Annotated in this window: 17 protein-coding genes; 4 read left to right on the top strand and 13 right to left on the bottom strand. The window is 74.0% G+C overall.

Annotated elements, in window-relative coordinates; translation table 11 throughout:
* Positions 1-245: 245 nt before the first annotated feature.
* From GA0070609_RS29685 to GA0070609_RS29670, 4 genes are all read left to right on the top strand, one after another.
* The gene (locus GA0070609_RS29685) at positions 246-1679 is read left to right on the top strand and encodes a 3' terminal RNA ribose 2'-O-methyltransferase Hen1 (protein ID WP_088996844.1); all 1434 of its coding nucleotides are present in this window, start codon (positions 246-248) and stop codon (positions 1677-1679) included.
* Positions 1676-4201: a polynucleotide kinase-phosphatase gene (locus GA0070609_RS29680; RefSeq protein ID WP_088996843.1), complete on the top strand. Its 2526-nt coding sequence runs from the start codon at positions 1676-1678 to the stop codon at positions 4199-4201. The genes GA0070609_RS29685 and GA0070609_RS29680 overlap by 4 nt, the downstream gene beginning before the upstream one ends.
* Before the next feature lie 52 nt (positions 4202-4253).
* Positions 4254-5039 (top strand): thioesterase family protein, encoded by a 786-nt coding sequence (locus GA0070609_RS29675; protein ID WP_088996842.1) that lies wholly within the window; start codon positions 4254-4256, stop codon positions 5037-5039.
* A gap of 106 nt (positions 5040-5145) precedes the next feature.
* On the top strand, positions 5146-5859 hold the full coding sequence (locus tag GA0070609_RS29670; RefSeq protein ID WP_088996841.1) for a DedA family protein: 714 nt from the start codon (positions 5146-5148) through the stop codon (positions 5857-5859).
* Between the two features lie 58 nt (positions 5860-5917).
* On the opposite strand, the gene GA0070609_RS29665 is transcribed toward GA0070609_RS29670, so the two are convergent.
* From GA0070609_RS29665 to clpB, 13 genes are all read right to left on the bottom strand, one after another.
* Positions 5918-6295 carry an ArsR/SmtB family transcription factor gene (locus GA0070609_RS29665; protein ID WP_007073957.1) on the bottom strand — a complete coding sequence of 126 codons (378 nt, stop codon included), beginning with the start codon at positions 6293-6295 and terminating at the stop codon, positions 5918-5920.
* 57 nt (positions 6296-6352) lie between these two features.
* Complete coding sequence (gene pyrE / locus GA0070609_RS29660; protein ID WP_088996840.1) at positions 6353-6892, bottom strand: orotate phosphoribosyltransferase; 540 nt, start codon at positions 6890-6892, stop codon at positions 6353-6355.
* Between the two features lie 167 nt (positions 6893-7059).
* On the bottom strand, positions 7060-7869 hold the full coding sequence (locus GA0070609_RS29655; protein ID WP_088996839.1) for an SDR family NAD(P)-dependent oxidoreductase: 810 nt from the start codon (positions 7867-7869) through the stop codon (positions 7060-7062).
* Positions 7870-7874: 5 nt separating this feature from the next.
* Positions 7875-8510: a hypothetical protein gene (locus GA0070609_RS29650; protein WP_088996838.1), complete on the bottom strand. Its 636-nt coding sequence runs from the start codon at positions 8508-8510 to the stop codon at positions 7875-7877.
* 71 nt (positions 8511-8581) lie between these two features.
* Positions 8582-9415, bottom strand: a complete 834-nt coding sequence (locus GA0070609_RS29645) for a hypothetical protein (protein WP_088996837.1) — start codon at positions 9413-9415, stop codon at positions 8582-8584.
* Between the two features lie 84 nt (positions 9416-9499).
* Positions 9500-11068, bottom strand: a complete 1569-nt coding sequence (locus GA0070609_RS29640; protein ID WP_088998042.1) for a polyamine aminopropyltransferase — start codon at positions 11066-11068, stop codon at positions 9500-9502.
* Positions 11065-11862: a hypothetical protein gene (locus GA0070609_RS29635; RefSeq protein ID WP_231928454.1), complete on the bottom strand. Its 798-nt coding sequence runs from the start codon at positions 11860-11862 to the stop codon at positions 11065-11067. Before GA0070609_RS29635 ends, GA0070609_RS29640 begins: the two co-directional genes overlap by 4 nt.
* On the bottom strand, positions 11862-12284 hold the full coding sequence (locus GA0070609_RS29630) for a DUF350 domain-containing protein (RefSeq protein WP_088996836.1): 423 nt from the start codon (positions 12282-12284) through the stop codon (positions 11862-11864). The genes GA0070609_RS29635 and GA0070609_RS29630 overlap by 1 nt, the downstream gene beginning before the upstream one ends.
* A 53-nt stretch (positions 12285-12337) precedes the next feature.
* On the bottom strand, positions 12338-12763 hold the full coding sequence (locus GA0070609_RS29625; protein WP_088996835.1) for a DUF4247 domain-containing protein: 426 nt from the start codon (positions 12761-12763) through the stop codon (positions 12338-12340).
* Positions 12760-13266 carry a DUF2617 family protein gene (locus tag GA0070609_RS29620; RefSeq protein ID WP_088996834.1) on the bottom strand — a complete coding sequence of 169 codons (507 nt, stop codon included), beginning with the start codon at positions 13264-13266 and terminating at the stop codon, positions 12760-12762. The genes GA0070609_RS29625 and GA0070609_RS29620 overlap by 4 nt, the downstream gene beginning before the upstream one ends.
* A complete protein-coding gene (locus tag GA0070609_RS29615; RefSeq protein ID WP_088996833.1) occupies positions 13263-13889 on the bottom strand; it encodes a DUF4178 domain-containing protein in 627 nt (208 codons plus the stop codon). Before GA0070609_RS29615 ends, GA0070609_RS29620 begins: the two co-directional genes overlap by 4 nt.
* A gap of 285 nt (positions 13890-14174) precedes the next feature.
* Positions 14175-14558 carry a hypothetical protein gene (locus GA0070609_RS29610; RefSeq protein ID WP_088996832.1) on the bottom strand — a complete coding sequence of 128 codons (384 nt, stop codon included), beginning with the start codon at positions 14556-14558 and terminating at the stop codon, positions 14175-14177.
* Positions 14559-14695: 137 nt separating this feature from the next.
* Positions 14696-17287 carry an ATP-dependent chaperone ClpB gene (clpB, locus tag GA0070609_RS29605; RefSeq protein WP_088996831.1) on the bottom strand — a complete coding sequence of 864 codons (2592 nt, stop codon included), beginning with the start codon at positions 17285-17287 and terminating at the stop codon, positions 14696-14698.
* Positions 17288-17340: the final 53 nt, after the last annotated feature.

The following is a 17340-nucleotide window of genomic DNA, read 5'->3' as shown; positions in this document are numbered from 1 at the left end:
ACGCACCCCCTTCCCCGCCCCAGACCCGGCAGCACGCACCCCACCATCAGCAGCCAGGAGGAACCGACGGACGGCGCCGGACCACCGAGGGTTTCCGGGGGAGCCCCGCCCGCGCAGGGATCAAGCCTGACCGCCCGGAGCGGGTGGGGCTCCCCCGGAAACCCCCCACCGCAACCACCGAAGCCCCACGGCCGGACCCGAAAACGGGACGACGCAAGATCGAAGGCACTGACACCATTGGGCGCGTGCTGCTCACCCTGACCACCACCCACCGGCCGGCGACCGACCTCGGTCACCTGCTGGTCAAGCACCCCGACCGGGCGCACTCCTTCGACGTGCCGGTGGGCACCGCGCACGTGTTCTACCCGGAGGCCGGCGAGCAGCGCTGCACCGCCGCCCTGCTGCTCGACGTCGACCCGCAGCGGCTGGCCGGCGGGCGCCGTCGCGGCCGGCAGCCGGCCCCGGAGGGCTTCACCCTCGGGCGGTACGTCAACGACCGCCCGTACGCGGCGTCGAGCCTGCTCTCCTCGGCGCTGTCCAAGGTGTACCGGTCGGCGCTGCGCGGCGAGTCCCGGGAGCGGCCGGAGCTGGCCGGTACGCCGATCCCGCTGGAGGTCAACGTCCCGGTGCTGCGCTGCCGCGGCGGGGCCGAGGTGGCGGTCCGGCTCTTCGCCCCGCTCGGCTGGTCGGTCACCGCCCGCGCCATTCCGCTCGACGAGCAGCACCCGGAGTGGGGCGACAGCCGGTACGTCGACCTGACCCTGACCGGCACCGTGCGGGTCGCCGACGCGCTCAACCACCTCTACGTCCTGCTGCCGGTGCTGGACGACGCCAAGCACTACTGGGTGGCCCCGGACGAGGTGGACAAGCTGCTCCGGGCCGGCGCCGGCTGGCTAGCCGACCACCCGGAGCGGGGCATGATCACCCGCCGGTACCTGGCGCACCGGCGGGCGCTCGCCGGGCTGGCCCTGGCCCGCCTCGCCGAGCAGCGGCTGGCCGACGAGCCGGCCGCCGCCGAGCCCGACGCGGTGGACGAGAGCGTCGCCGAGGGCAGCGTGCGCCAGCCGTCGCTGGCCGCGCGCCGCCGGGAGGCGGTCCTCGCCGCGCTCACCGAGGCGGGCGCGACCCGGGTGCTCGACCTGGGCTGCGGCGGGGGTGCGCTGCTCGCGGCGCTGGTCGGCGACCGCCGGTTCACCGAGGTCGTCGGCACCGACGTGGCCACCCACGCGCTGGCCCTGGCCGCCCGGCGGCTGCGGCTCGACCGGCTGCCCGAGCGGCAGCGCGACCGGGTACGGCTCTGGCAGTCCGCGCTGACCTACCGGGACGACCGGCTGCGCGGCTACGACGCCGCGGTGCTGATGGAGGTGGTCGAGCACGTCGACCCGGCCCGGCTGCCGGCGCTGGAGGACACCGTGTTCGGTCACGCCCGCCCCGGCACCGTCGTGGTGACCACGCCCAACGTCGAGTACAACGTCCGCTACGACGGCCTGCCGGCGGGCCGGCTCCGGCACCCGGACCACCGGTTCGAGTGGACCCGCGCCGAGTTCGCCGCCTGGGTCGACCGGGTGGCCACCAGCTACGGCTACTCCGCCGTGATCCGCGGGGTCGGCGACGACGACCCCGAGGTCGGCACCCCGACCCAACTGGCCGTGTTCACCCGGGAGGAGGCGAACCGATGAGCACCCTCGACATCCCCGAGCTGGCCCTGGTGGCGCTGGTCGGCATCTCCGGCTCGGGCAAGTCCACCTTCGCCCGCCGGCACTTCGCGCCCAGCCAGGTGCTCTCCTCGGACGCGTTCCGGGCGATGGTCGCCGACGACGAGAACGACCAGTCCGCCTCCGCCGACGCGTTCGAGGCGCTGCACCACGTCGCCGCCACCCGGCTGCGGCGTGGCCGGCTCACCGTCGTCGACGCGACCAACCTCCAGCCGCACGCCCGGGCCGCCCTGGTGCGGGTGGCCCGCGAGCAGGACGTACTGCCGGTGGCCATCGTGCTGGACGTGCCGGAGGCGCTGGCCTGGGAGCGCACGGGCGCCCGTGCCGACCGCACCTTCGGCCGGCAGGTGCTCGCCCGGATGCAGCGCGACCTGCGTCGCTCGTACGGGCAGCTGGCCCGGGAGGGCTTCCGCAAGGTGCACGTGCTGCGCGGCGTGGACGAGATCGACGCCGCCGAGATCCGCTACGAGAAGCTGTTCAACGACCGGCGCGAGCTGACCGGGCCGTTCGACATCGTCGGCGACGTGCACGGCTGCCGGGCCGAGCTGGAGGCGCTGCTGACCCGGCTGGGCTGGCAGCTGCACCGGGACGAGCACGGCCGGCCGGTGGACGCGACGCACCCGTCGGGGCGTACCGCCATCTTCGTCGGTGACCTGATGGACCGCGGCCCGGACTCGCCCGGTGTGCTGCGCCTGGTGATGGGCATGGTCGCCGCCGGGCACGCGATCTGCGTGCCCGGCAACCACGAGCAGAAGCTGCTGCGCCGGCTGCGCGGCCGCAACGTGCGGCTCACCCACGGCCTGGCCGAGACGATGGAGCAGCTGGCGGCGGAGCCCGAGGAGTTCGTGGCCGAGGTGGCGGCCTTCGTCGACGGCCTGGTCAGCCACTTCGTGCTGGACGGCGGCCGGCTGGTGGTGGCGCACGCCGGGCTGAAGGAGGAGTACCAGGGCCGCGCCTCGGGGCGGGTGCGGGCGTTCGCGCTGTTCGGCGAGACCACCGGCGAGACCGACGAGTACGGCCTGCCGGTGCGCTACCCGTGGGCGCGCGACTACCGGGGCTCGGCCATGGTGGTCTACGGGCACACGCCCACCCCGGAGCCGGAGTGGGTGAACAACACCATCTGCGTCGACACCGGCTGCGTGTTCGGCGGCCGGCTCACCGCGCTGCGCTACCCGGAGAAGGAGCTGGTCTCGGTGCCGGCGGAGCGGGAGTGGTACGCCCCGGTCCGCCCGCTGACCGCCGCTCCGGCCCGGCCCGACCTGGTGCTGGAGCTGACCGACGTGGTCGGCCGGCGGCACGTCGAGCACCCGTACGGCTCGCTCACGGTGCCGGCGGAGAACGCCGCCGCCGCGCTGGAGGTGATGAGCCGGTTCGCGGTGGACCCGCGCTGGCTGGCCTGGCTGCCGCCGACGATGGCGCCCTGCTCGACCTCGCAGCGGGACGGCTTCCTGGAGCACCCGGCGGAGGCGTTCGCCGACTACCGGGCCGCCGGCGTGGACCGGGTGGTCTGCGAGGAGAAGCACATGGGCTCGCGGGCGGTGGTGCTGGTCTGCCGGGAGCCGGACGCCGGCCCGTTCGGGCCGGGCGGCGGGGTGGTGCACACCCGCACCGGCCGGCCGTTCTTCGGCGCGCCGCTGGACGACGAACTGCTCGGCCGGGTCCGCGCGGCGGTGACCGCGGCGGGCCTCTGGGCCGAGCTGGAGACCGACTGGCTGCTGCTCGACTGCGAGCTGCTGCCCTGGTCGGCCAAGGCGGGCGGGCTGATCCGCGACCAGTACGCCGGGGTCGGCGCGGCGGGCCGGGCAGCGCTGCCGGCGGCGCTGGCGGCCCTGGACGCCGCCGCCGGTCGGGGCCTGCCGGTGGGTGAGCTGCGCGACCGGATGGCCCGCCGCCGGGACGAGGTGCTGGCCTACTCGGCCGCCTACCGGGCGTACGTGGGGCCGACCGACGGGCTGCGCGGGGTGACCCTCGCCCCGTTCGCGGTGCTCGCCGGCGCGAAGGCCGGCTACGCCGACCGGGACCACGGCTGGCACCTGGCGCTGGCCGACCGGCTCTGCGCCGCCGACCCGGAGTTCTTCACGCCGACCCGGCGGCAGGTGGTGGACCTGGCCGACGCCGACGCGGTGGCCGACGCCACCGACTGGTGGTTGGCGCTCACCGCAGCCGGGGGCGAGGGCATGGTGGTCAAGCCGTACGCCGGGCTCGCCGCGCGTAGCGAGCGGGGCTCGCTGCTCCAGCCGGGCATCAAGTGCCGGGGCCGGGAGTACCTGCGGATCATCTACGGCCCCGGCTACACCGAGCCGGAGCAGCTGGCCGCGCTGCGCGGCCGGTCGCTGGGGCGCAAGCGGGGGCTGGCGCTGCGCGAGCACGGCCTGGGGCTGGCGGCGCTGGACGCCCTGGTGGCCGGTGCGCCGCTGTGGCGGCGGCACGAGCTGGTCTTCGCGATCCTGGCCTGCGAGTCGGAGCCGGTCGACCCGCGGCTGTAGGCGGCCGGCGGGGCACCCGGGCGGGGCGTACCGGCGGGTATGGTCGCCGACCATGACGTACGAGGCGTTCTACGAGCCGGCCGGCGCGAACCGGTTCGTGGCCACCCCGGCGACCGCCGGCCCGTGGGATCCCGCCGCCCAGCACGCCGGACCGCCGTCGGCGCTGCTCGCCCGGGCGCTCGCCGACCACGATCCGGTCGACGGTCAGCCGCTCACCCGGGTGTCGGTGGACATCCTGCGCCCGGTTCCGGTGGCGGAGCTGAGCCTGCGCGTCCGGACGCTGCGCGCCGGTCGCCGGATCACCCTGGTGGAGGGGATCGCCGAGGCGGGCGGGCAGGAGGTGCTGCACGCCCGGGGCTGGCGCATCCTCACCCCGGCCGAGCCGACACCGGCGACGCCCGACGACGCGCCGCCGGCGCCCGGGCCCGACGCCGGCACCGAGCCGGAGTTCTGGTCGTCGGCGCACGCCGCCGGTTACCTGGCGGCGATGCAATGGCGCTTCGTCGCCGGCGCGTTCGCCGAGCCGGGTCCGGCCCGGGTGTGGGTACGGCCCCGGATCCCGCTGCTGCCCGCGGAGCCGGTCCGCCCGGCGGAGCTGGCGCTGCTGGTGGCCGACTCGGGCAGCGGGGTCAGTGCCCGGCTGGACCTGGCCCGCTGGCTCTTCGTGAACGTCGACCTGACGGTGACCCTGCACCGGCCGCCCCGCGGCGAGTGGCTGCTGCTCGACTCGGCCACCACGATCGGGCCGCACGGTTCCGGCGTCGCGGAGAGCCGGCTGGCCGACACCGCCGGCACGGTGGGCCGGGCGGTGCAGACGCTCGTCGTCGCGCCACGCTGAGCAGGGCGGCCCGGGCGCCGGTGTGACGTCGAGCACCGCCGCGTGGGGCGGCCACCTAGACTACGGACGTTCCGTCACCGAACCGGCATTCATCGGAGGTCAGCTCGTGCCGACGCCCACCACCACCCTGGCCCTGGGGCCGAGCTGGCTCGATCCAGAGGTGTTGATCTCGACGTTCGGGCTGCTCGGCATCCTGGTCATCGTCTTCGCCGAGTCGGGCCTGCTGATCGGCTTCTTCCTGCCGGGCGACTCGCTGCTGTTCACCGCGGGCCTGCTCACCGCCGACGGGCAGTACATCACCTGGCCGCTCTGGCTGGTCTGCCTGCTGATCACCATTGCCGCGATCGCCGGCGACCAGGTCGGCTACGCGTTCGGCCGCAAGGTCGGCCCGGCGCTGTTCCGTCGCCCCAACTCGCGGCTGTTCAAGCAGGAGAACGTGCTCAAGGCGCACGACTTCTTCGAGAAGTACGGCGCCCGCTCCATCGTGCTGGCCCGGTTCGTGCCGATCGTGCGGACCTTCACCCCGATCGTGGCCGGGGTGAGCCGGATGAACTACCGCACCTTCGTGACCTACAACGTGATCGGCGGGATCCTGTGGGGCACCGGCGTGACGGTGCTCGGCTACTTCCTCGGCCAGATCCCGTTCGTCAAGGCGAACATCGAGCTGATCCTGATCGCCATCGTCGGCATCTCGGTGGTCCCGATCGTGGTCGAGCTGCTCCGGGCGCGGATGGCGGCCAAGCGTGGCACCACCCCGCAGGAGCGGGCCGCCGCCGAGGAGGCGATCCGGGAGACCCGCGAGCACTACGGCAAGCACTGATCGGCCCGGCCGTCCGGCGCCGTCCCGAACTGGGATGGCACCGGACGATCGGAACGGGTCAGCGAGCCTTCTTGGTGGCCCGCTTGCGCGGCGGGGTCAGCAGATCGGCGATCGTGGCGATCGCGGTCGGGACCAGCCGGTAGTACGCCCACACACCACGCTTCTCCCGCTCCAGCAGGCCGGCCTCGGTGAGGATCCGCAGGTGGTGGCTGACCGTCGGCTGCGAGAGGCCGAGCGGCGCGGTCAAATCGCACACGCACGCCTCGCCCTCGGGCGCCGACTGGATCAGGCTGAGCAGCCGCAACCGGGCGGGGTCGGCGAGGGCCTTGAGGACCCCGGCGAGACGCTCGGCATCGGCACGTTCGATCGGCTCGCCGGCAAGCGGCGAGATCTGAGGCATAGTCATTTCAGCCAACGCAGTTCCCACGTATTCCATCCTTCCACCAGCAGCATCGATCCGCCTGCATATCAGCAGATCCGAATCGGCAGACTTTTACGCCACAAGGCCGAGGTCAGCCAACGTATAGGCCGCCCGATACGGCAATCCGGCGGCTCGCACCGCGTCGCCGGCGCCTCGATCAACAATAACCGCCACACCCACCACCTCGGCCCCGACCTCGCGAAGGGCCTCGACGGCGGTCAACACACTTCCCCCGGTGGTGGAGGTGTCCTCCACCGCCAACACCCGGCGCCCGGCCACGTCCGGACCTTCAATCCGGCGCTGCAACCCATGCGCCTTGCCCGCCTTACGGACCACGAAGGCGTCCAGCGGGCGATCAGTTTCGGACGCGGCGTGCAGCATCGACAGCGCGATCGGATCCGCGCCGAGAGTCAGCCCACCCACCGCGTCGTACGCCCAGTCGGCGGTGAGGTCACGCATCACCCGGCCGACCAACGGCGCAGCCTGGTGATGGAGCGTGACGCGCCGCAGATCGACGTACCAGTCGGCCTCGCGCCCGGAGGAGAGCACCACCCGTCCGTGGACCACAGCCAGGTCGGTAATGAATTTACGCAGGTCGTCGTGGGCCCCCATGGCGATAGAGCGTACTGCGGAAGTCTGTGAGCCGTGTGCGGGGCCTACCTGGATCCACCCTGCGGGCGAAAGATGGGTGGCGATGTCCGGCTACGCTGAGCAACCGTGAGCGTTACGGGGCCGGACGCCCGACGACCGGCGGGCCCGGGCGGCCGCGACCGGCGGGGTCAGCCGTGCTCGCGGCCGATCCGGCCCCGGGTGTCCCGGGAGACCACCTCGAGCAGCCGCCGCGGTGCGTGCCGCAGGCCCGCCACGGCGAGCTTGTACTTCCACGCCGGAACGCTGACCAGCTTGCCTTTCCGCAGGTCACGCAGTGCCTCGTCGACCACGTCGTCGGCCCGCAGCCACATCCACCCCGGTGTCTTCGACATGTTGATGCCGGCCCGGTCGTGGAACTCGGTGCGGGTGTAGCCGGGGCAGAGCGCCATCACCCGCACCCCGAACGGCCGGGCGGACTGGCCCACCGACTCACTGAAGTTGGTCACCCACGCCTTGCTGGCCGAGTACGTCGACCCCGGCATCACGGCCCCGAAACCGGCGACGGAAGAGACATTTATCACTGCCCCGCGCCGGCGTTCGGTCATCGGCCGGAGGGCGGCCAGGGTCAGTCGCATCACCGCGTGCACGTTGAGCCGGAGCAACCGGGACTCGTCCTCGACGGACGACCGCAGGAACGGCGTGTTCAGGCTGATCCCGGCGTTGTTCACCAGCAGCTCGACCGGGGGCTCCGCGGCGAGCCGACGTTCCACCGCGGCGCATCCGTCGTCGGTGGACAGGTCGGCGGGGATGGTCTCCACCGTCCGGCCGTACCGGCCAATCAGCTCCGCGGCCGTCGCGGCGAGGCGGTCGGCGTCCCGGGCCACCAGCACCAGGTGCCAGCCGTCGGCGGCGAGCCGCCGGGCGAAGGCCGCGCCGATGCCGGCCGTGCCTCCGGTGATCAGTGCCCGCCGCTCGGTGTCGGGCTGGTCGACGGTCACGGGCCTCACCTGGGCGGGTACGGGGGCGCGAGGGGCGCCGCGGGCGGCTGGTGCCGATCGGTCGGCCCGACCGGCGGGCGCCGGCGGAACCACGCGTTCGCCGCCGGCAGGGCCAGCAGCGCGGCCACCACAAGGTAGCCGAGCACCTGGCCGACGGAAAGCCCCGCGTTGACCGGCAGCCACCAGCCCGGCTGGGCGTCGCCGAGCAGGGCCAGCAGCTCGGCGGTGGTCCGCTCGTCGGCGCCCAGCCGCAGCGGGGCGGCCCGCTGCCCGACCAGGACCGCCAGCCCGCAGCAACCGAAGAGCAGACCCAGCCCGCTCACCACCCAGGTGCCGACCCGGGCGCCGGAGCGGCCGGCGAGCAGGCCGAGGGCCAGCCCGGCGAGGAGCAGCCCGCCCAGCAGGCTCACCACCGCGGTGAGCACGGTGGACACCCGGAGCAGGGTGACCATGCCGTCGATCTCGTCGGGTCGGGCCGAGGTGCCGGCGGCGGCCGACCGGAACTCCGCGACGGCGCCGCCGAGAGCGAGCAGGCCGGCCACGGCGTACCCGACCGCGGCGACCGCCATCACGGCCAGCACCGCGGCGGCCAGCACGACCACGGCCGGCCGACGGGTCGGGGCCTGATCGGGATACGACACGACGAGTCCCTCCGGTAGGCGTCGGATGCAACCTACTCGGAGGGACCGTCGGTGTCGTCGTTATCCGGCGCTCAGCTCACCGGCGGCAGGGTCGGGCCGGGGCGGTCCGACCCGGGCTGCGCACCCGGCTGCTCCGGGCCGCCGGGCGCACTCCCCGGCTGCTGCGGGCCGCCCGGGTACGGCGGCTCGGCCGCGCCACCCGGCTGGCCGGGCGCCGGCGGGTAACCCGGCGCGGCCGGGTAGCCCGGCTGGCCCGGGGTCTGCGGGTAACCGGGCTGGCCCGGCGCCTGCGGGTAGCCGGGGTAGGACGCGCCGGGCACCGGCGGCTCCCACACCTGCTTCGGCTTGCGGAAGAACTCGTTCGCCTTCGGCAGCGCCAGCAGGATCAGCGCGGCGAGCAGCGCGAGCAGCGAGATCACCCCGAGCAGGACGGTGACCGGGGTGACCCACGCGGGCAGCCGGTCGTCCAGCATCCGCTGGATCTCCTCGCCGCTCGGCACGTCCCCGTCGGTCCCGCCGGTCCCGCCGAAGCTGCCGGTCACACCGCCGATCAGGTTGCCGCCGGTGCAGCAGACCATGATGCCGCCGAGGATCCAGGTGGCGATCCGCGAGCCGTTGCTGCCCCGGTTGTTGAACAGGGCCAGGACCGCGAGGCCCACCGACAGCAGCAGGAACAGGATGCTGGAGGCGATGCCCGCCGCGAACGCGAAGTCCGCGACGTTCTGCATGCCGTTGGCCGAGGTGCCGCTGTACGCCTCGTCCAACACGTCGCGCACCGTGCCGATCGTGGCGAGCGAGATGATGAGGCTGATCACCTGGAGCACGGCGAACAGGATCAGCAGGTAGCTGGATATCGTCACCACGCCCGGCCGTGACCGGGCCGGCGGGTTCTGGGTGTCGACCACGATTCTCCTTCCCTAGATCGCGCCCACACCGTATCGACAACCGGCCAACGAGGCATGCCTCGGCGGCCGGACCCGCCGGGACGGTCAGTAGCCGCGCCACTCCGCGCGGGCGTACTCCAGCACCCTGGGGTGCAGCAGGGTGGAGGCCGGCACGTCCAGCCGGCGCCGGTCGGCGGGGAAGGCCCCGGCCGCGGCCAGGGTCGCCGCGTCGAGGAAGCGCAGCGCCGGCGCGTCGGCCGGCAGCGCCAGCGCGGGCGGGGCGGCGCCGGGTGCGGCGAGCAGGAAACCCCAGTCGCCGAAGGAGGGCACGTCCACGTGGTACGGCGTGGTGGCGAAGCCCGCCTCGCGTAGCGACGCCTCGATCGACCAGTACGACCGGGGCGCGAAGTACGGCGAGCCGGACTGCACCACCAGCCGGCCGCCGTCAGCGAGCACCGCGCGGACCAGCGCGTAGAACTCGACCGTGTAGAGCTTGGCGGTGGCCGTCTCGTCCGGGTCGGGCAGGTCCGCTACCACCGCGTCGAACCGGTCCGTGGCGTTGCGCAGCCAGGTGAACGCGTCGGCGTGCAGCACCCGCACCCGGGGGTCGTCGAGCGCCCCGCCGTTGAGCCGGCGCAGCTGCGGCTCGCTGCGGGCCAGCGCCACCACCGCCGGGTCCAGGTCGACCACGGTGATCCGCCGGACGTCCGGGTAGCGCAGCAGCTCACGGACCGCGAGCCCGTCGCCGGCGCCGAGCACCAGCACCTCGCCGCGCGGCCCGTTCAGCACCGGGTGCACCAGCGCCTCGTGGTAGCGGTACTCGTCGGACGAGCTGAACTGGAGGTCGCCGTTGAGGTAGAGCCGCAGGTCGGTGCCGGTGCGGCCGGGTTCGCTGACCGAGCGGGTCAGCACGATCTCCTGGTACCGGCTGCGCTCGGCGTGCACCACCGGGTCCCGGTAGAGCTGCTGGCGGGCGGTCAGCTCGAAGTCGTGCGCGGTCACCCACGCGTACCCGAGGCAGAGGGCGACCACGGCGGTGCCGGCGCCGAGCGCGACCCGCGCCCGGCGGCTCAGCTCGCGGCGGAAGACGGTGCAGACCAGCGCGAGGCCGGCGGCCGCGTTCACCACGCCCACCACCAACGCCCCCTTGAGCTGGCCGAAGGCCGGCAGCAGCAGGAACGGGAAGGCCAGCCCGCCGAGCAGCGCGCCGACGTAGTCGGCGGCGAACAGGTCGGCGACCGCGCTGCCGGCGGCCTGCTCCCGGATCCGTTGCAGCAGCACCATCAGCAGCGGGATCTCCGCGCCGATCAGCAGCCCGAGCACGAAGGCGGTGCCGACCAGCGCCGGCCCGTAGAGGTCGAGCCAGGCGAAGGCGGCGTAGAGGCCGAGCACCGACAGACCGCCGAGCAGCGCCAGCGCCAGCTCGACGGCGGCGAACGCGGCGGCCGCCCGGGACTGCAACGGCTTCGCGGCTAGCGCGCCGACGCCCATCGCGAAGACCATCACGCCGAGCACGATCGACGCCTGGCCGACCGTGTCGCCGATCAGGTAGCTGCCGAGCGCGACCAGGGCCAGCTCGTAGACCAGGCCGCAGGCCGCGCAGACGAAGACCGCGAGCAGCACCGCCGCCCGGGCCAGTCGCCAGCGCGGCCGTTCCGGCGCGTCGACGGTCACGCCTTCTCCGGGGTACGCTCCGCGGCCCGCTTGCCTCCGGCGCGCTGCGCCGGCACGGTGGCCTGCTCCGCCCGCTGCCGGCGGCGCTGCACGACTCCGACGGTGACCAGCAGCGCGGTGACCAGCAGCAGGCCGGCGGCGGCGAGCAGGTAGCCCCAGCGGTCCCGCCACAGGTCGCCGCCGGGGTCGGGCAGCGGCGACGGCGCCGCCGCGGCCGGGGTCGGCGTGGCGGCCGGCTGGGCCACCCCCGCCTCGACGGCGAGCAGCGGCAGCATCACGGCGGCCCGGGTGACCGCCCAGCCCGGGTCGTCGACGAAGACCTCCCTGGTGACCCCGAGCCGGTCCAGCCCGTTCTCGATGCGCAGCAGTTCCGTCGCGGAGAAGTCGTCGGAGCCGGTGACGTCGACGTAGGCGTTGTCCTCGCTCTCGCTGCTCTCCGACGCGTAGTAGACCCGGACGCCCACCTGCAGCCAGCGCGGGCAGGACGGGTTGTCCGCCACCGCCACCCCGTCGCCGAGGTTGGAGCCGACGCTCACCGGGTCGCCGTAGCCGAAGTAGTCAGTCAGCTCCCAGCCGTAGCAGACGCCCTGGCTGGCCGAGGAGCGCTTCAGGATCGCCACGGTGTCGTCGCGCTCCTGCCCGACCGGGGCCGGCACGTCGGTGTCCCCGTCGTTGTTGAGCACCCCGGCGACGACGCAGCCGCCGAGCACCACGGCCACGCTCAGCCAGGTGACCCAGACGGCCGCCTTGGAGGTCTTCCGGCCCGTGGCCGGGGTGCGCTTGGCGGTGGCCATCAGCTGATCGCGGCGGCGATGATCGCGCCGGTGGCGAGGTGGACGACGGCCGAGACCCAGACCGCCGGGTGCGGCTCCGGGTCGACCAGCAGCTCGCCCAGCCGGCCCGGGGTGGCCGCGTCGAGCAGCAGGAACGCCGCCGCCATGATGACCAGGCCGAGGACGCCGTACGCCGCCGCGCCGACCAGACCGAGCACGAAGTCGTCCTCGCTGGCGGCGATCGCGGCGACCACGATGATGCCCACCCCGGCCAGGTTCGAGGCGAGCAGCAGCGCGGCGTTGCGGTTGCGCTCGTTCCAGATCAGCTCGTTGAGCCTGCCGGGGGTGGCGACGTCCACCAGGACGTAGCCGATGCCCATCAGCAGGACGCCGACCACCCCGTAGGCGAGGGTGACCAGCAGATCGGTGACGAGGGTCTGCACAGGGTTCTCCAGGGTTGAGGGGGATCGACGTGCCGGGTACGCAGAAGCCGGGGTTACTTGCCGCTGCCCGGGCCGCCGCCCCGGACGGTGTTGCCGCGCCCCCAGCCCCAGTGGTTGCCGACCGTGGAGTGGTAGCGCGGGTAGGCGGTGCGCAGCCGTTCGAGCAGGATCACCGAGCCGGTGGCGATCGGCAGGATGACCACCGAGTCGTCGTCGTAGCGCAGGTAGACGCCGCTGCCGTCGACGTACTGGTCGGCCGGCTGCCAGGCGTCGGTGACCTCCTTCGCCACCTGGCTCGGCGACCGGGGCGACGTGTACGCAACCGCGTCCGCGCCGATGTCCCGGCTGGACGCCCGGGTGTACCGGTCCTCCACGTAGCCGCGCGGCGAGAAATTGCCGTAGAAGATGGCGAACGCGGCGACCAGCGCGCCGATGACGGCGAACACCGCCCCCACCACGAACCAGCGTCGGTACGTCATCGCAGTGCCACCACCGTTTCGGTCAGGACCAGCTCGTTGGTCTGGGGGTACGCGTGCCAGGTGCGCCAGCCGAGGGTGCCGTCCGGCGGGTCGGGCCGCACCGACAGCGCGGTGACCGCGTCGACGTCGCCGGGAAACACCCCCACCAGCGCGTACGGGTCGTCGGCCAGGTCGGCCCGGAGGGCGGCCACCCGGTCCCGCAGGCCGCTGCCCGCGGGGCGCAGCACGGTGGCGGTGAACCGGTAGCCGGCCCGCTCGTCGTGCAGCGCTCCGGGCAGCTCGGGGGGCCGGCCGGGCAGGCAGGCCACGGTCTCGGTCAGCGCCGCGCCGGGTGCCCGCAGCACCACCTGGTGCGAGGCGCCGAGCAGGCGCAGCCGCAGCCGGACGGCGCCGGGCAGGTCGAGGTCCAGCACGTGCAGCGCGGGCCGCTCGACGTCGTCGAGGGCGAGGCTGAGGTCGGCCGCGCTGGTGTCGACGTACGGGGCGTGCAGGGTGACGATCACCGGTCGGTCCCGCCCTGCGGGTAGATCATCACCTCGGCCCGGTGCAGCACCTCGCCCCGGGCCACCTCCCAGCCCGCCTCGCCGTACGCCTCGAAGGAGAGCCGGGCGCCGCCGGGGGCCTGGTAGTCGTGGTAGCGCATGGTGCCGTTCGGGTCGAGGCCGGTGGTGCCGGTGGCGGTGTAGCGGGCCTGCCCGGACTCGTCCCAGCTGTAGCGGCGGCCGGCGAAGTCGATGGTCGGGGCGCCCGGGGTGATGGTCGCGGCCGGCTCGGCGGTCCAGAGCACCAGTTCCAGCTCCGGGTCCTCCTCCACGGAGAGCCAGCGGCGTACGCCGGCGGCGTCGTCCAGCAGGTGCTCGGTCCAGCTCCAGCCGCCCTCGACCAGCCGGATCGAGCCGCGGACCGCGTACGTCACCTGCCGGATCTCCACCAGGTCGCCGGGTTGCAGGCGGCGCGGGTCGCCGCGCAGCGCGTCGGCGTCCCGGTCGCGCAACGGGTCGCCCGGGGCCGGCCGGCCCTGCGGCCGGGACCGGGCACGGCGCAGCGCCACCACTGCGACCACGATTCCGGCCACCCCGACCAGGCACCCCACCGCCGCCGCCAGGTACGCCACCGACCCGTTCACCGAGCACCTCCCCAGGTACGTCGGCGGAGACGGTAACAACCCCGCGCACCTGGCCACAGAGGATGTCCCACCGGTGACCGCCCGACTACCCGCCGTCCCCGGACCGGCGGCGGCCTGCGCGGTCGCCGGGCCGCTCGGCGGGCCGCTCGGCGGTCCGGTCCGCGAGCCGGTCGGCGGGCGGCTCGGCGGTCCGGGGTGCCGGTGGGCGGGCTCATGGCAGGCAACGTACGGCTGCGCGGCCGGTCCCGGCAGGCCCGATCGGGCAGCCCGGGACCGGCGAATCGATCATGCTTCGGCGAGTCGCTCCGTGGCGTACTCGCGCAGCGTGGCGCGGCCCATCACGCAGCCGCTGAACGTGGTGAACTCGCCCGGGTCCTCGGCCAGCGCCGACCAGGCCGCCCGGCCGGCCGCCGGGTCGAGGCGCGCCAGCAGCGTCGCCGCGTACGCCCGGCCGGCCGGCGAGCCCTCGGCGAGCAGCCGGTCGAGGTGTTCGCGTACCTGCTCGGGGTGCTCGGCCAGCGCCGCCTCCACCCGCCGGTACGCCTCGGTCGCCGGCAGCAGCGTGCCCGCGATCCCCACCCCGCCGAACGCGACAGTGTCCGCCCCCGCGAGTTCCCCGATCGCCGCCTCGAGCTCCCGCTCCCAGTCCTTCTTCCCCATCCCGAACATGCCCCCACCTTTCCCCGACGCGCCAGCCTCACCCCTCCCACGGTGTTGATCATGGGGTAGCGGCAGTGATCGAGATCAAACTCGCCGCTAACCCCATGATCAACGTGAACGGGGCCGGGAGGGAGGAGGGAGGGGGGTCAGGCTGGGGTGACTGTGAGGCTGTCCTTGGGGTCGGTCAGGTCGACCTTCACGGTGTCGCCGTCGCGGATCTGGCCGGCCAGGAGGGCCTTGGCGAGCTGGTCGCCGATGGCCGACTGCACCAGGCGGCGCAGCGGGCGGGCGCCGTAGATCGGGTCGTACCCGTGCTCGGCCAGCCAATCGCGGGCGGCGTCGGTGATCTCCAGGCCCAGCCGGCGGTCGGCGAGCCGCTTGCGCATCCGGTCGAGCTGGATGTCCACGATGGCCCGCAGGTCGGCGCCCTGGAGCGCGGCGAACACCACGATGTCGTCCAGCCGGTTGAGGAACTCCGGCTTGAAGTGCGACCGGACCACCGCGAGGACGCCCTCCCGGCGCTGCTCCTCGGCCAGCGTCAGGTCGCTGATCACCGACGACCCGAGGTTGGAGGTGAGGATCAGGATCGCGTTGCGGAAGTCCACCGTCCGGCCCTGCCCGTCGGTGAGCCGACCGTCGTCGAGCACCTGGAGCAGGATGTCGAAGACGTCCGGGTGGGCCTTCTCCACCTCGTCCAGCAGGATCACCGAGTACGGCCGGCGGCGCACCGCCTCGGTGAGCTGGCCGCCCTCCTCGTAGCCGACGTAGCCGGGCGGGGCGCCGACCAGGCGGGCAACGGAGTGCTTCTCGCCGTACTCGCTCATGTCGATGCGGACCATCGCCCGCTCGTCGTCGAAGAGGAACTCGGCGAGCGCCTTGGCCAGCTCGGTCTTGCCGACGCCGGTCGGGCCGAGGAAGAGGAAGCTGCCGGTCGGCCGGTCCGGGTCGGCCACGCCGGCGCGGGCGCGGCGGACCGCGTCGGAGACGGCGCCCACCGCCTCGGCCTGGCCGACCACCCGGGCGCGCAGCGACTCCTCCATCCGGAGCAGCTTGGCCGTCTCGCCCTCCAGCAGCCGGCCGGCGGGGATGCCGGTCCAGGAGGCGACCACAGCCGCGATGTCGTCCGCGCCGACCTCCTCCTTGAGCATCGCGCCGTCGGCCTGCAGGCGGGCCAGCTCCTCCTCGGCCTTGGCCAGGTCGGCCTTGAGCGCGGGGATCCGGCCGTAGCGCAGCTCGGCGGCGCGCTCCAGCTCACCGTCGCGCTCGGCCCGCTCGGCCTCGCCGCCGAGCCGCTCCAGCTCCTCCTTGGCGGTGGAGAGCTTGGTGATGTGGCTCTTCTCCAGCTGCCAGCGCTCCGACAGCGCGGTGAGCTGCTCACGCTTGTCGGCCAGTTCCTTGCGCAGCCGTTCCAGCCGCTCGGCGGAGGCGGCGTCCGGCTCCTTGGCCAGCGCCATCTCCTCGATCTCCAGGCGGCGCACCGCCCGCTCGATCTCGTCCACCTCGACTGGCCGGGAGTCGATCTCCATCCGGAGCCGGGACGCGGACTCGTCGACCAGGTCGATCGCCTTGTCCGGCAGGAACCGGTCGGTGATGTAGCGGTCGGAGAGGGACGCTGCGGCGACCAGGGCGGCGTCGGTGATCCGTACGCCGTGGTGCACCTCGTAGCGCTCCTTAAGGCCGCGCAGGATGCCGATGGTGTCCTCGATGGTCGGTTCGCCGACCAGCACCGGCTGGAAGCGGCGCTCCAGCGCCGGGTCCTTCTCGATGTGCTCGCGGTACTCGTCCAGCGTGGTGGCGCCGACCATCCGCAGCTCGCCGCGGGCCAGCATCGGCTTGAGCATGTTGCCGGCGTCCATCGAGCCCTCACCCTTGCCGGCGCCGACCACGGTGTGCAGCTCGTCGAGGAACGTGATGACCTGCCCGTCGGAGTTCTTGATCTCCTCCAGCACGGACTTCAGCCGCTCCTCGAACTGGCCGCGGTACTGCGCGCCGGCGACCATCGCGCCCAGGTCGAGCGAGACGAGCTTCTTGTCCCGCAGCGACTCCGGCACGTCGCCGGCCACGATCCGCTGGGCCAGCCCCTCGACGATGGCGGTCTTGCCGACGCCCGGCTCGCCGATCAGCACCGGGTTGTTCTTGGTGCGCCGGGACAGCACCTGGATCACCCGGCGGATCTCCGAGTCCCGGCCGATCACCGGGTCGATCTTGCCGTCCCGCGCGCTGGCGGTCAGGTCGACGCCGTACTTGGCCAGCGCCTGGTAGGTCTGCTCCGGGTCGGCGGTGGTGACCCGCCGGTCCCCGCCGCGCACGGTCGGGAAGGCGGCGACCAGGTTCTCCTCGGTGGCGCCGGCGGACCTGAGCGCGCCGGACACCGCGCCACCCACCCGGGCCAGGCCGGCGAGCAGGTGCTCGGTCGAGGTGTACTCGTCGCCCAGCGGGCGGGCGATCTGCTCGGCGGCACCGATGGCGTTGACGAACTCGCGGGCCAGGGTCGGCTCGGCGATGCTGGAGCCGCGTGCGGCGGGCAGCGCGTCGACCGCGCGCTGGGCGGCCCGGCGCAGCTCTGCCGGGTTGGCCCCGACGGCGCGCAGCAGGCCGGCGGCGGTCGACCCCTCGGTGTCCAGCAGTGACAGCAGCAGGTGCCAGGGCTCCACGGTGGCGTGGCCGCGCTGGTTCGCCAGCGCGACGGCACCGGTGATCGTCTCGCGGCTCTTGGTGGTGAGGCGTTCCGTGTTCATGGGCTCCCCCGGATCGGCGTGTCCACTGGAAAGGACACAACCAGAGTTGAGCC

Origin of the sequence: Micromonospora echinaurantiaca (genome assembly GCF_900090235.1) — a bacterium.
GTDB lineage: Bacteria > Actinomycetota > Actinomycetes > Mycobacteriales > Micromonosporaceae > Micromonospora > Micromonospora echinaurantiaca.
This window is presented reverse-complemented; position numbering and strand designations above follow the sequence as displayed.

Excerpts from the sequence above, each read along its gene's own strand:
- GA0070609_RS29680 (WP_088996843.1), top strand. The coding sequence starts at position 1,676 with ATGAGCACCCTCGACATCCCCGAGCTGGCCCTGGTGGCGCTGGTCGGC.
- GA0070609_RS29675 (WP_088996842.1), top strand. The coding sequence starts at position 4,254 with ATGACGTACGAGGCGTTCTACGAGCCGGCCGGCGCGAACCGGTTCGTG.
- GA0070609_RS29665 (WP_007073957.1), bottom strand. The coding sequence starts at position 6,295 with ATGGAATACGTGGGAACTGCGTTGGCTGAAATGACTATGCCTCAGATC.
- pyrE (WP_088996840.1), bottom strand. The coding sequence starts at position 6,892 with ATGGGGGCCCACGACGACCTGCGTAAATTCATTACCGACCTGGCTGTG.
- GA0070609_RS29635 (WP_231928454.1), bottom strand. The coding sequence starts at position 11,862 with ATGGCCACCGCCAAGCGCACCCCGGCCACGGGCCGGAAGACCTCCAAG.
- GA0070609_RS29625 (WP_088996835.1), bottom strand. The coding sequence starts at position 12,763 with ATGACGTACCGACGCTGGTTCGTGGTGGGGGCGGTGTTCGCCGTCATC.
- GA0070609_RS29610 (WP_088996832.1), bottom strand. The coding sequence starts at position 14,558 with ATGTTCGGGATGGGGAAGAAGGACTGGGAGCGGGAGCTCGAGGCGGCG.
- clpB (WP_088996831.1), bottom strand. The coding sequence starts at position 17,287 with ATGAACACGGAACGCCTCACCACCAAGAGCCGCGAGACGATCACCGGT.